The sequence below is a fragment of the Vibrio sp. STUT-A16 genome (assembly GCF_026000495.1).
GTDB lineage: Bacteria > Pseudomonadota > Gammaproteobacteria > Enterobacterales > Vibrionaceae > Vibrio > Vibrio diabolicus.
The window spans coordinates 133,071-145,986 of record NZ_AP026766.1; the positions used below are offsets into that span (position 1 = coordinate 133,071).

The 12,916-nt window shown below is 44.3% G+C and carries 13 protein-coding genes; 8 read left to right on the plus strand and 5 right to left on the minus strand.

Annotated elements, in window-relative coordinates; genetic code table 11:
* The first annotated feature begins 9 nt into the window (after positions 1-9).
* A complete protein-coding gene (vdeR, locus tag OO778_RS17255; protein ID WP_006742273.1) occupies positions 10-738 on the plus strand; it encodes an efflux transporter transcriptional repressor VdeR in 729 nt (242 codons plus the stop codon).
* 133 nt (positions 739-871) lie between these two features.
* On the opposite strand, the gene gcvT is transcribed toward vdeR, so the two are convergent.
* The gene (gene gcvT / locus OO778_RS17260; RefSeq protein WP_065646281.1) at positions 872-1,990 is read right to left on the minus strand and encodes a glycine cleavage system aminomethyltransferase GcvT; all 1,119 of its coding nucleotides are present in this window, start codon (positions 1,988-1,990) and stop codon (positions 872-874) included.
* A gap of 260 nt (positions 1,991-2,250) precedes the next feature.
* Positions 2,251-2,874 (minus strand): XRE family transcriptional regulator, encoded by a 624-nt coding sequence (locus OO778_RS17265; protein WP_005395176.1) that lies wholly within the window; start codon positions 2,872-2,874, stop codon positions 2,251-2,253.
* Positions 2,875-3,251: 377 nt separating this feature from the next.
* Between OO778_RS17265 and OO778_RS17270 the strand changes: the two genes are divergently transcribed.
* The 3 genes from OO778_RS17270 to gcvP all read left to right on the plus strand — a co-directional run bounded on the left by OO778_RS17270 (position 3,252) and on the right by gcvP (position 7,974).
* The gene (locus OO778_RS17270) at positions 3,252-4,547 is read left to right on the plus strand and encodes a serine hydroxymethyltransferase (RefSeq protein ID WP_005395177.1); all 1,296 of its coding nucleotides are present in this window, start codon (positions 3,252-3,254) and stop codon (positions 4,545-4,547) included.
* A 53-nt stretch (positions 4,548-4,600) separates the two neighbouring features.
* Complete coding sequence (gene gcvH / locus OO778_RS17275) at positions 4,601-4,981, plus strand: glycine cleavage system protein GcvH (RefSeq protein ID WP_046876056.1); 381 nt, start codon at positions 4,601-4,603, stop codon at positions 4,979-4,981.
* A gap of 128 nt (positions 4,982-5,109) precedes the next feature.
* Positions 5,110-7,974, plus strand: a complete 2,865-nt coding sequence (gcvP, locus tag OO778_RS17280; protein ID WP_264912266.1) for an aminomethyl-transferring glycine dehydrogenase — start codon at positions 5,110-5,112, stop codon at positions 7,972-7,974.
* Positions 7,975-8,217: 243 nt separating this feature from the next.
* Here the strand turns inward: gcvP and OO778_RS17285 are convergent, their stop codons facing one another.
* Positions 8,218-8,619, minus strand: coding sequence for a VOC family protein (locus OO778_RS17285; RefSeq protein WP_006742276.1), 402 nt, complete (start codon positions 8,617-8,619; stop codon positions 8,218-8,220).
* A gap of 241 nt (positions 8,620-8,860) precedes the next feature.
* Between OO778_RS17285 and OO778_RS17290 the strand changes: the two genes are divergently transcribed.
* Complete coding sequence (locus tag OO778_RS17290; protein WP_074190628.1) at positions 8,861-9,322, plus strand: carboxymuconolactone decarboxylase family protein; 462 nt, start codon at positions 8,861-8,863, stop codon at positions 9,320-9,322.
* Between the two features lie 104 nt (positions 9,323-9,426).
* Entirely contained in the window at positions 9,427-10,167 is a 741-nt protein-coding gene (locus OO778_RS17295) for a helix-turn-helix domain-containing protein (RefSeq protein WP_207545964.1), read from the plus strand.
* 119 nt (positions 10,168-10,286) lie between these two features.
* On the opposite strand, the gene OO778_RS17300 is transcribed toward OO778_RS17295, so the two are convergent.
* Both OO778_RS17300 and OO778_RS17305 read right to left on the minus strand, forming a co-directional pair.
* The gene (locus tag OO778_RS17300) at positions 10,287-10,781 is read right to left on the minus strand and encodes a YcxB family protein (RefSeq protein ID WP_074190627.1); all 495 of its coding nucleotides are present in this window, start codon (positions 10,779-10,781) and stop codon (positions 10,287-10,289) included.
* 240 nt (positions 10,782-11,021) lie between these two features.
* Entirely contained in the window at positions 11,022-11,282 is a 261-nt protein-coding gene (locus OO778_RS17305) for a DUF5062 family protein (RefSeq protein ID WP_005376453.1), read from the minus strand.
* Between the two features lie 195 nt (positions 11,283-11,477).
* On the opposite strand from OO778_RS17305, the gene OO778_RS17310 reads away from it, so the two are divergent.
* Both OO778_RS17310 and OO778_RS17315 read left to right on the plus strand, forming a co-directional pair.
* Complete coding sequence (locus OO778_RS17310; protein ID WP_074190626.1) at positions 11,478-12,092, plus strand: 3'-5' exonuclease; 615 nt, start codon at positions 11,478-11,480, stop codon at positions 12,090-12,092.
* 251 nt (positions 12,093-12,343) lie between these two features.
* Positions 12,344-12,871, plus strand: a complete 528-nt coding sequence (locus OO778_RS17315; protein ID WP_074190625.1) for a carboxypeptidase-like regulatory domain-containing protein — start codon at positions 12,344-12,346, stop codon at positions 12,869-12,871.
* Positions 12,872-12,916 lie beyond the last annotated feature (45 nt).

Below are 12,916 nucleotides of genomic sequence, written 5' to 3' on the forward strand. Positions count from 1 at the left end.
ATTCGAACTATGAATGAAAGAAAGCAGGGGCGTAGAAGTGCTGAAGCCGCAGAACAAACTAAGTGTCTGATCCTTAAGGTGGCAGCAGATATGTTTTGTGAACTTGGTTACGAGCGTGTCTCACTGCGCAATATCAGTGAAAAGGCTGGTGTTTCACATAGTTTGATCCGTCACCACTTCGGCAGCAAAGAGAAGATTTGGCAAGCGGTTAGCGACGCGATGGATGAATTCATGCAGTGCTATATGGCTGAATTAATCAATGAGATGCCTGAGAACACACCTTCGAATAGAAAAATTTATCTGTTCATGGTTCGCATGTTGGCATTTGCGCTCGTTAACCCTCACCCTGTACAGATGATCGCTGATGCTATTCGCCAAGGCGATGATGGTGCCCTGCTGCAGTATTTCTTAAAGTCAAAAGATGAGTTTGCTGCGATATTTACCGGAATTTTTGAGCAGTACAACAGTGAAAACCCTAACGCCCAATTTGATCAGTGGGAATCAAAGTGGCAGATGTTGATTTTTGCACATGGTGCAATCAGTCTTACTCCGATGATGCAAGAGACATGGCCTGACATCGCTGATAATCGCGAAAAAATGCTGATCAAACATTGGGAGCTGTTCAATACGATCATGGCGTCTCAGTTTGGGATTGCAAAAGAAGACATGATTCATCCGGAAAAACTTGAAGATATCGTTATCGACATGTGTTGTACAATAGACAAAGCGGTCGGATAAGGCTGCAGAAACTACGATAACTTCCAAGCGTATATATAAAGCCGATATACATAAAAATGCCGAGCTAGAAAGCTCGGCATTTTTGCTTGTTTCTTGCCTCGCGAATACGCGAAGAATGACAATAATGAGTAACCTAACCGCGGTAGTAACGTTGCGGTACAAACGGCATTTTCTCAACCGTCATTGGTAGCATTTTTCCGCGTACTTCAGCGAACAATTCGGTACCAATCGCAGCAAGATCAGCACGCACATAACCCATTGAGACAGGCTTACCTGCATTTGGACCCGCAGTGCCGCTGGTTACAACGCCAATTTTAACGCCATCAGCATCAAACAATTCCGCGCCTTCACGTACTGGTGCTTTAGTTTGGCCAACTAAACCGACACGCTTGCGCGCCACATCTTTGGTCTCGATCTGCTTAAGAATAATATCCGCACCTGGGAAACCACCTTCACGTTCACCGCCGATACGACGAACCTTTTGGATGCCCCATAACAAGCTTGCTTCTACAGGTGTAGTTGTTGTGTCTAGGTCATGACCGTATAGGCAAAGACCACACTCGAGACGAAGTGAATCACGAGCACCAAGGCCAATCCATTCAACTTCCTCTTCCGCGGTCAGTTTACGTGCGAGTTCTTCTGCCTTGTCAGCAGGAACCGAGATCTCGTAACCATCTTCGCCAGTGTAGCCACTACGAGAAACAATGCATTCGGCGCCTAAAATATCGACTTTACGAATATCCATGAACAGCATGTCAGAAACTTCTGGGGCAAAACGTGCCAATACAGCCGCTGCTTTAGGACCTTGGATCGCAAGCAGAGCACGGTCTTCGATAATGTCTAGCTCAACACCAGATGGCAAATGCGCTTGTAGGTGTGCAATGTCTTGTTCTTTGCATGCCGCGTTCACAACCACAAAAAGATGATCGCCTAGGTTCGCTACCATCAAGTCATCCATGATGCCGCCCTCTTCATTAGTGAAGAACGCATAACGCTGTTTACCAGACTCAAGATCCACAATATCTACTGGCACTAATGTTTCTAGGAACGCAGCTGCACCGTCACCAATTAGGCGAAGTTGTCCCATATGAGAAACATCAAACAGACCTGCCGCATCACGAGTGTGTAAGTGTTCCTTTTTTACGCCTAGAGGATACTGAACAGGCATATCGTAACCCGCGAACGGGACCATTTTGGCACCAACTTCAACGTGAAGTGCGTGTAGTGGTGTTTTCAGTAGTTCTTGAGTCATTTTCGTCTCCATTTAGATAGACCCGAGAATGCTATCGGCATTCGATGTGTTTCCAATAATAAACACGGCTCATTCTATTTTGCACGAACAAGACGTAGATCGACTTGCAAAAGTGTGACTCTTAACATTTTAATCACAACAAATCGTACAAAAAAAGCGCTTTAATGAGTGTGTTCTCATCAAAAAAGCGCCTTTTCATCATAACGACCACCGACAGCAATCGTTTGCCTTCACTATAGGAAATTTACAATTATTTATCACTATTTGGCTGTCACCCACAAAATGTGCGCATCTTCCTCGCTAACACTGGTCAACATATGTCCCATGTTCGCATCGTAATAGACGCTGTCGCCCTCGCTTAGAACAACAGGTTCGTAGAACTCAGAATAGAACATGACCTCACCAGATAAGATAAGCAGAAATTCTTCGCCATCATGACGAACCCAGTCTTTGTATTCATCAAAACTGCGAGCACGAATTTGGCTCTTAAACGGCATCATTTTCTTATTGGAAAGTTGAGTAGCGAGCAGTTCATGTTCATAGGTTTGCGTTGGGTGTGGTTTGCCTTCATTCTTCTTGGTAACATCCCTACGCCCTGTCGCAACCTTTTTTCTAGGTGGCTCAAATAGTTGCGGCATATCAATTTGTAAGCCAAGCGCCAATTTTTGCATTGCTTGAAATGTCGGAGAAATCTGCTCATTTTCTATTTTACTCAGTGTAGAACGAGCAAGCCCTGTTCGCTGACTGGCTTCTTCTAGTGTAATACCAAGTTTTGAGCGGATATCCTTGATACGCTGACCCAGCTTTAATGGCTCGATATTTTGATCATTTTGCTCTTTCGCTAACGTCATCGATGGGTATTCATCGTAAATACTTTCTGCCATAAATCCCTCTATAGATATCCTTATTTTTGTCCTACTAGCATTGTGCATGAAGCACATAGTGGATAAAAGTCCACCAAGTGAATTAAACCGTGCTCTTGTTAACAAATTTTGAAATCTTGTTTCCTATAGGAAATTTTTGGTTGATTGTTCCCGCCGCAGGCGCTATGTTACCAACTTGTTAGATGTAGAGATGCATATTTCCGTAAGAGATTGGTAAAGGAAACACGCAATCCGACGGAGTTTTTGCCCACATTTAGGGCCGGATGTTCACTCTGTTCTGCTATGCAGTTCAGCTGTTTTGAGGACAAATGAACCACAACCGCAAATCATAATTCATCTATTGCGGGTTCATTTTAAGATTTGGAAGGTCAACTACCATGAATAAGAGTTACCCTAACCACAGCTTGGAAAACTTTTTCTCTACCAACCTCTCTGCGACAGATGATGCTGTCTTTGCTGGAATTCAGGCGGAATCCGCTCGCCAAAACGAACAAATCGAACTTATCGCTTCTGAGAACATTGTTTCTAAAGCGGTAATGCAAGCTCAAGGCACATGCCTAACAAACAAATACGCTGAAGGTTATCCAGGTCGTCGTTACTACGGTGGTTGTGAGCACGTAGATACAGTGGAAGCCATTGCTATCGAACGCGCGAAAAAACTTTTTAATTGCGAATACGCAAACGTTCAACCTCACTCAGGCGCTCAAGCAAATGGTGCGGTGAAACTGGCTCTTCTTCAACCAGGTGACACCATTCTTGGCATGTCTTTGGACGCTGGTGGCCACCTAACACACGGTGCACGCCCAGCACTTTCTGGTAAATGGTTTAACGCAGTTCAATACGGCGTTGATCGCGAAACACTAGAAATCAACTACGACGACGTTCGTGCACTTGCAGTAGAGCACAAACCAAAGATGATCATCGCGGGTGGCAGTGCTATTCCACGCGTTATCGATTTTGCTAAGTTCCGTGAAATCGCTGACGAAGTTGGCGCAATTCTTATGGTCGATATGGCGCACATTGCTGGCCTTATCGCAACAGGTGCACACCCTAGCCCATTGCCACATGCGCATGTTGTGACAACCACAACACACAAAACATTGCGTGGCCCTCGCGGCGGTATGATCCTGACTAACCACGAAGACATCATTAAGAAAATCAACTCGGCCGTATTCCCTGGCCTACAAGGCGGCCCACTGATGCACGTTATCGCAGCAAAAGCGGTTGCATTTGGAGAAGCGCTTGGCCCTGAATTTAAAACTTATATTGATTCGGTGATCAATAACGCAAAAGTCCTAGCGGAAGTATTGCAAACTCGCGGTTGCGACATCGTAACTGGTGGCACAGATACACACCTAATGCTGGTTGACCTTCGCCCTAAGGGCTTGAAAGGCAACAAAGCAGAAGAAGCTCTAGAACGTGCTGGGATCACATGTAACAAAAATGGCATCCCATTCGATACAGAGAAGCCTATGATTACATCGGGCATCCGTTTAGGAACGCCTGCGGGTACAAGCCGCGGCTTTGGCGCTGAAGAATTCAAACTCATCGGTAATTGGATTGGTGACGTACTGGATGGTTTGGTGAACAACCCAGAAGGTGACGCAGACGTTGAAAAACGCGTTCGCAAAGAAGTAAAAGAACTTTGCAGTCGCTTCCCTCTTTACCAATAAACGATTTTTTAAAAATCACAATAATTCCTGACAAGTTATTTGGAGATTAAGCAATGGACAAAACACTGAAGTTTACAGATAGCCACGAGTGGGTACGTGACAACGGTGACGGCACAGTAACACTTGGTATTTCTGAGCATGCGCAAGAAATGTTGGGTGACGTAGTATTCGTTGACCTACCAGACGTAGAAGATGAAGTAGAAGCAGGTGAAAGCTTCTCTTTGGTTGAGTCTGTAAAAGCAGCGTCAGATATCTACTCTCCTGTTACCGGTGAAATCGTAGAAATCAACGAAGAACTAGAAGACAGCCCAGAGCTAATCAACGAAGAACCGTACGAAGGTGGTTGGATTGTGAAAGTGAAGCTTTCAAACCCATCTGAGTTGGATGACTTAAAAGACGCGGAAGAATACCTAAACTCTATCGAAGAAGAGTAATTAGGATGTGACGAAAGCTGTTCCCTAGCCTGTTTAGAGAGCAGCTTTTTTTCTAGGTTCGGACGTATAATTAAATGTGTCACTAACGACCATTTCCGTTACCCGAGCCAAGGAGTAGGTAAAGGACAATGACTGAATTACTTCAAAGCCTCAGCACACAAAATGAGTTCGTTGGACGCCACAACGGACCAAGCAAATCAGACCAACAAAAAATGTTGGATGCCATCAACGCGGTAAGCCTTGACGCCCTCATCGAAGAAACTGTGCCTGCACAAATTCGCCTAGAGCAACCAATGACGTTGGCAGAAGCGAAAAGCGAAGCAGACATGCTAGTGACGATGAAGCAGTTTGCTAAACAAAACCAAATTAAACGTACATTCATTGGCCAGGGCTACTACAACACGTTTACTCCAAACGTCATTCTACGTAACGTGCTAGAAAACCCTGGCTGGTATACCGCTTACACACCTTACCAACCTGAAATCTCTCAAGGTCGCTTGGAAGCACTTTTGAACTTCCAACAAATGATCATCGACCTAACTGGTATGGAAATCGCGAACGCCTCATTGCTAGACGAAGCAACAGCGGCAGCAGAAGCAATGACTCTGTGTAAGCGCGCAGGTAAGAGCAAGAGCAACGTATTCTTTGTGGCTGACGATGTTCACCCACAAACGCTAGAAGTAGTAAAAACTCGTGCAAAATTCATCGGCTTTGAAGTTCTGGTTGGTTCGCTAGAATCCCTACCAGAGCAAGACGTGTTCGGTGCATTAGTTCAATACCCAAGCACAACAGGTGAAGTTCGTGACCTAACGGACATCATCGCAAAAGCGCAAGCAAACAAAACGCTTGTCACTGTTGCGACTGACCTGCTTGCTTCTACCCTATTGAAACCTGCTGGTGAAATGGGCGCAGACGTAGCAATTGGCTCTGCACAACGTTTCGGCGTTCCTATGGGTTACGGCGGTCCACACGCGGCATTCATGGCAACGCGTGACAAACACAAGCGTACCATGCCAGGTCGTGTTATAGGTGTTTCTATCGATACCAACGGTAACCAAGCACTGCGCATGGCAATGCAAACTCGTGAGCAGCATATCCGCCGCGAAAAAGCGACATCGAACATCTGTACCGCTCAAGCATTGCTAGCGAACATGGCGTCTTTCTACGCGGTTTACCACGGCGCAGAAGGTCTACGCACTATTGCTCGCCGTACACACCATATGACTGCGATTATCGCCGCTGGCCTAACCAAAGGCGGCTTTGAACTTGCTCATAACAGCTTCTTCGATACCATCACCATCAACACAGGTTCAAAAACAGAAGAGCTTTACGCAAAAGCACTTTCAGCAGACATCAACCTACGTCTACTACCTGGCAAGCTAGGTATTAGCTGTGACGAAACAACCACGGTCGCTGATGTAGAAGCACTATTTTCAGTCTTTGGTGTAAAAGAAGACGTAGCAGCACTATCGACGGAAATCGCAGGCAACGAGTTTGCGGCAATTCCAGAAACGCTACGCCGCACAACAGAATACCTGACTCACCCTGTATTCAATACGCACCATAGCGAAACGCAAATGATGCGTTACCTGAAACAGCTAGAGAACAAAGACTTCTCGCTAACGCATGGCATGATCCCACTAGGCAGCTGTACGATGAAGCTGAACGCAGCAGCAGAGATGATCCCAATCACTTGGCCTGAGTTTGGTTCTATCCACCCATTCGCGCCAGCAGAACAAGCGGCAGGCTATGCAGCACTAGCGAAAGATCTAAAAGAGAAGCTTTGTGAGATCACAGGCTACGACGCATTCTCACTTCAGCCAAACTCTGGTGCATCGGGTGAGTATGCAGGTCTTATCGCGATTCAACGCTACCACGAAAGCCGTGGCGAAGGTCACCGCAACGTATGTTTGATCCCGAGCTCTGCTCACGGTACAAACCCTGCAACGGCGTCTATGGTGTCAATGAAAGTTGTGGTTGTTAAGTGTGATGAAGAAGGCAACATCGACATCGATGACCTAGCAGCGAAAATCGAGAAGCACAAAGACAACCTATCAAGCATTATGATCACTTACCCTTCTACGCACGGCGTTTACGAAGAGAAAGTGAAAGAAGTGTGTGAAATGGTTCATGCCGCCGGCGGTCAGGTTTACCTAGACGGCGCTAATATGAACGCGCAGGTTGGTCTAACATCACCAGGCTTCATCGGTTCAGACGTTTCTCACCTAAACCTACACAAAACCTTCTGTATCCCACATGGTGGTGGCGGTCCGGGTATGGGTCCTATCGGTGTGAAATCTCACCTAGCGCCTTTCCTACCAGGCCATATTGAAGACGGCGTAGAAGGCGAAGATTTTGCAGTATCAGCAGCAGATATGGGTAGCGCTTCTATCCTACCTATCTCTTGGGCTTACATCGCAATGATGGGCGAAGCAGGCCTAACAGATGCAACAAAAGTAGCAATTCTGAACGCAAACTACGTGATGGAAACACTTCGCCAACACTACCCTGTTCTTTACCGTGGCAAAAATGGTCGTGTAGCGCACGAATGTATTATCGACATTCGTCCACTGAAAGAAGAAACAGGCATCAGCGAAGAAGACATTGCGAAGCGTCTAATGGACTACGGTTTCCACGCACCAACTATGTCGTTCCCTGTGGCGGGCACGCTAATGGTTGAGCCAACGGAATCGGAAGATCTAGAAGAGCTAGACCGCTTCTGTGATGCGATGATCGCTATCCGCGAAGAAATGGAAAAAGTGAAAAACGGTGAATGGCCACTAGATAACAACCCACTTGTTAACGCGCCACACACACAAGTTGATCTTTCTGCTGAAGAGTGGGACCGTCCTTACTCTCGAGAGCTTGGCTGCTTTCCTTCTAAAGCAACCAAATCTTGGAAGTACTGGCCAACGGTAAACCGCGTAGATAACGTATACGGCGACCGTAACCTAATCTGCTCGTGCCCAAGCATCGATAACTACGAAGATTAATTTTTGGTAGCATCTAAATAGACAAAGGCGAACCGTTTGGTTCGCCTTTTTGTTTTTGGTGTGCCGCCCTAACATTTGTTGATACATCAAGAAGGAATGATGGCTAGTTATTGTTTGCACAAAAGTGATTTAGAAATATTGTGACTTCTGAGAACCTTTGAATTAGCACTAATATCTCAGAACCTTAAAAGCTTGTTGGAAACTCCTCATGAACACTATGTTATGCAGGTAATGTGTAGTTTCTCAGTTCAGTTGCAGTAAGTCCCATTTATTACCATAGAGATCTTGGAACACCACCACTGTCCCGTATTCTTCCACACGAGGCTCTTCATTAAATACAACACCATTTTTCTTCATCAACTCGTAGTCACGCCAAAAATCATTAGTTTGCAGGAACAGGAAAACACGACCACCTGTTTGATTTCCTACTGCATGCGTTTGCTCTGGGGTACTCGCTTGAGCTAAAAGTAGGTTTGTACCATTGGAGTTTGGAGGAGAAACTTGAACCCAGCGTTTACCACCTCCTAGGTTGGTATCTTCAACCAGAGTGAATTGAAGTTTTTGAGTATAAAATTCGATAGCATCGTCGTAATTTTCAACGACTAGAGCAATGTTTCCGATTTGCTGCTGAACAGTTTTGGACATGATGATTTCCGCTGTGTCAAAACGCTAATTGTACGCTAATTTGAGACTTTTCTAGAAAGCACGTAACGCCTTGCAAAAGTGTAAGGCACACAATACGAATGTTTACGCATAGCATCAAATAGACATCCTTTTTCGCTTTCTTCGTTCACTCCTTTATCTAACTTTATTGAGAGCATGTCGAAAATCTTCAATCTTTTGCTAAGAGCGTTTCTTATTATGTGAAAAACAGAGGAGAATGACCATGAAAAAACGACTCAACTATATTGAAGTAGCGCCAAAGGCAATAGAAATCCTATACGCTCAGGAAGCTTACTTCCATGAACAATTTAGCCAATCAGAAACCATGAACATGATCATATGGGAACTGGTTAAGTTACGCATATCGCAAATCAATCAATGTGCATTTTGTATCGACATGCATAGTAAAGATGCGCTTAAGTTAGGTGAAAAGCCGGAACGCATATGGGGGCTTAGTGCGTGGAAAGATATGCCATTCTACAGCGATGCAGAACACGTTGCACTAGGCTGGGCTGAATTACTAACTGCTGGCCTACCAGTAGATGATGATACCTATCAGCTGACCTTGAATACCTTCGGAGAAGAAGTTATGGTCAATCTAACAATTGCGATCAACGCGATCAATAGTTGGAACCGAATAGTTAAGGCATTTAAGCCAAAGGTTGGAGACTATAAGCCTAGATAATTCTATCTGACAGTTTTTACTTATAAGTCACTGCTTATTCCTCAGCTTAATATGATGAAAAGTTCATGTGTATCACTTTCTCATTTAAGTTGAGGTTAAATAGGATGATTCATTTGAACTTAGAATTTGATATTTTAAAACCTCAAAGGGCTTTAGCTGGCTATGTTCAAGCCATTTGGTCAGCATCCGTCAAACCTGATACGACGCAAACCGTACGTAAACAATTACTCAGTGATGCTGGTACAGGTGTGGTATTCATTTTACAGAATGAAGTGCAAATGGATGGTGAATGGCAGGCGCCGGGGATTGTCCTACTACCTGTGAGCATTCTGGCACATCAAGTCTGCCTACCGCCAGGTGCGGTGATGACTGGCGTACGCTTTCATCCTGCAGTTGGTTATCAACTATTTGGTAAACGCCTAGAACAGCTATTGCGGATTCAAGATGACCACCCTTTGGCTTCTTCTGCGCTAGCAACATTTGAGTCTCTGAAAACAGCGCGTTCGCCGTCTGCAAGGATTTCTACTTTGTATCGTTGGGTTCAAGCACTGATTGAGGAATATGAACCACAGTACGTCGGCCACATCATTGACCAGCCTACAGGGACGCTCAGTCAGCGCCAGAGAGAGCGCAATTTTCAGAAATGGTTGGGGATTACTCCTAAACATTACCAACGCATTAAACGAGTGAAGCACACTTTAGAGCAACTCCGAGCGCAACCCGATCTTACTTTATCGGAGTTGGCGCTGGAGCAAGGTTTTTCCGATCAAGCACACATGACTAGAGAGTGTAAGCAGATTGCGCGCATGACACCGAAGCAGTTTGTCCGAAAGAGAAATCTCTAAACCCTATTAGTTTTGTACATCAAACCCAGTTGATTCAGAATCAACCAAGCACTTGTTATGATGTTCGATCATATATCACCTACTTTTTAGATCGCTCACTCCAGCTTGATGTGAATTTGTTAGCTCGCTTTTGATGCCGCGTGCTGCTCTACCATAAACGCGATCACTTCTTCGTTTAAGCAAGATTTGCTGATGTATTGGCGTTGTTTACCAAGGTGAAGGATAAAGCCCAAATCAGTTTGTTCGAGTTGGTCGATATCATTCCAAGCGAGGCTGCGGTCAACTTTACCACTTTTGTAGCGCACGCCATCTGCATTCACTTCAAAAGCCACTTTACTGCCGCGACTTGAGCTGATGGTTTGACGCCTCAGCCACCAAGTTCTTTTGAAGTAAACGCTGCACGCTTCAATCACACTCAATACGATAAAGAACCAACCGACATAACCGTTAGGTAGCAGTTCAAACTCCAATAAAACCACACCAAAGATAAGAAACAGCATCCCTTTTAGGTACGCCTGTGGAAACTTCGTTGGTTGGCTAGTTTGATCATAACACTCAGCAAAGAAAGGTTTGTCGAGTATGTATTCTGTAGTGAATTCGAAATCTTTAGACATGTATGGTTACTTCAAGGCTTCTGTAAATGAGTAATCTTGGTTGCACTCTCGCAACGCCTGCATTGTAGCGCTTCTCGGGATTTATCTTTAGTCCTTTTGATTCTGTTTTGTAAATCAATGATACCGCCACGCAAAAAGACCTCGGTGCACTCGCCAAGATCAAACAAGGCGAACCATTTGGCTCGCCTTGTTAATTAATGGCCTGTGTTAAGTAATGACCTATGTGACTTCTTGAGTTTTCTACTTTAGAGGGTCGTTGTCTGGCAATGCACTGTGTATCCATACTGCCAGTCGGTGTTTGATGCTTGCGCCGTCTAGCTTACTTTCCGGTAGTGGCGTTATCTGTTTTGCATCGACCAAGAATAGGTAAATCGCTTTTACTCTCAGAGGTTGTGGTGACTGTGGAAGGTCAAAGCCTTGTAGTTTCGCCATCTTCCCACCAATCTCTAGTGCCTTCTTAACCAATTTGTCTTCATTGTGAAGCTTGGAGCTTTTTGACATTGATAAATCCTCTTCTTCGCTTCAATTAAGAATACATGAAGTATCGCCAATAACGTGTTATAAAACTCTCATATTGATTACGTAGCGTCGATTTTTTGGAATCTACATCGACAAAGATATACCAATTGGTTCACCTTTCTTTTTCTGTCGCTTTCGATAATACTCTTGCGCAATATTACTCAGTTGGAAAATTTTATGCCTCAAGCAAACTCTGTCGTCGTACTCGACTTTGAAACCACTGGACTCTCTCCTACTTTGGGTGACCGTGCAATAGAAATTGGTGCGGTAAAGTTAGTCGATGGCGAGATTGTTGATAGTTTTCAGCAACTCATGAATCCCGGTTTCAGAGTGAGCTCTTTCATTGAGAACTATACCGGCATTACCAACAATATGTTGCGTTCGGCACCAAGCTGCGAAGAGGTAATGGCGTCATTTAGTGAGTTCATTGATGGCGAGAACCTTATCGCTCATAACGCTTCATTCGATAAACGATTTTTAGATGCAGAACTTGAACGAATCAACTGTGGTTATTCGTGTGAGTTTGCTTGCTCCTTACTGGTGGCAAGACGGCTCATTCAAGATGCCCCATCACACAAACTAGGTGAACTTGTTCGCTATAAAAATATCGACAACGACGGTATTTTCCACCGTGCACTAGCCGATGCACAAATGACGGCCAAGCTTTGGCTCTTAATGGTCGAAGGATTAGAAAACTCAGGTATCGTTAAGCCAAGTTTTCAGTTGATGCAAACGGTTAGTAAAACAGCAAAAGGAAAGGTCGACCTGCTACTCGCCAAAAGCCGAGCTTAACTCCCTCCTAGCTAAAAGCTGACTCTAGTCTCTTAGACGTTTAAATGATTTTCGATATACATGCGATATTGGCTATATCAGTGAATATCGCAGTGCTTCTTATTCAAAACAAAGATTGGCTAGGTCACTCTATCCTCCAAAACTTCTAAAAAATCGTGAATTATGTCTCACCGATTTAGATACTCGCTATAGTCACTCAAGACAATACGCAACAATTCGAGGTGTATTCACTGACTACTGATTTATAAGCTATGATCAACAATGTTTTTCTGTTCTTAGAACAATTTGCAGCTTTACTCATACTCGTACTGATTTCTGCTTTTGCTGTTGGCTTTTTATTTTTTGGTAAGGAAGCTCAAGAATTTACACCAAGTATAAAAGGACGTATTACGAAGAACGATACTCCCATAAAAAATGCAAATGTAGTACTTAATATTCGGTCAGCAAATCGTTCTTTCGAACGTAGCTTCACCACTAATACAAATGGGGAATTCAAGTTTGATCCTGTTTTCAGAAAAAGGAACAAAGTTCTAAGTATTTTCGATGGTCTATTTCAAACAATATGCAGCGTAGAAGTGACCACAACCGTTGCTAATCAAAAGGTTGTTATTTGGAAAGGAATTTTCAGGCATCACGTCATCGGTGTGAAGGAAAGAGTAAATATGTCTAATTTAATCTGCGAAGCCACCAATCCCATCAGAAAGTTTGAATTTCAATCCCATGGGGATTCCGTAAGTAGTCAATGTGACTTAAGTGATTACTTAAAAGTAAACAGATAGAGTAATGTTTACTCTATCAAACTCCTCAACTTCCTACTCCGAAAA

Coding starts and splice junctions, on each gene's coding strand:
- vdeR (WP_006742273.1), top strand. CDS start 10: ATGAATGAAAGAAAGCAGGGGCGTAGAAGTGCTGAAGCCGCAGAACAA.
- gcvT (WP_065646281.1), bottom strand. CDS start 1,990: ATGACTCAAGAACTACTGAAAACACCACTACACGCACTTCACGTTGAA.
- OO778_RS17265 (WP_005395176.1), bottom strand. CDS start 2,874: ATGGCAGAAAGTATTTACGATGAATACCCATCGATGACGTTAGCGAAA.
- OO778_RS17270 (WP_005395177.1), top strand. CDS start 3,252: ATGAATAAGAGTTACCCTAACCACAGCTTGGAAAACTTTTTCTCTACC.
- gcvH (WP_046876056.1), top strand. CDS start 4,601: ATGGACAAAACACTGAAGTTTACAGATAGCCACGAGTGGGTACGTGAC.
- gcvP (WP_264912266.1), top strand. CDS start 5,110: ATGACTGAATTACTTCAAAGCCTCAGCACACAAAATGAGTTCGTTGGA.
- OO778_RS17285 (WP_006742276.1), bottom strand. CDS start 8,619: ATGTCCAAAACTGTTCAGCAGCAAATCGGAAACATTGCTCTAGTCGTT.
- OO778_RS17290 (WP_074190628.1), top strand. CDS start 8,861: ATGAAAAAACGACTCAACTATATTGAAGTAGCGCCAAAGGCAATAGAA.
- OO778_RS17295 (WP_207545964.1), top strand. CDS start 9,427: ATGATTCATTTGAACTTAGAATTTGATATTTTAAAACCTCAAAGGGCT.
- OO778_RS17300 (WP_074190627.1), bottom strand. CDS start 10,781: ATGTCTAAAGATTTCGAATTCACTACAGAATACATACTCGACAAACCT.
- OO778_RS17305 (WP_005376453.1), bottom strand. CDS start 11,282: ATGTCAAAAAGCTCCAAGCTTCACAATGAAGACAAATTGGTTAAGAAG.
- OO778_RS17310 (WP_074190626.1), top strand. CDS start 11,478: ATGCCTCAAGCAAACTCTGTCGTCGTACTCGACTTTGAAACCACTGGA.
- OO778_RS17315 (WP_074190625.1), top strand. CDS start 12,344: ATGATCAACAATGTTTTTCTGTTCTTAGAACAATTTGCAGCTTTACTC.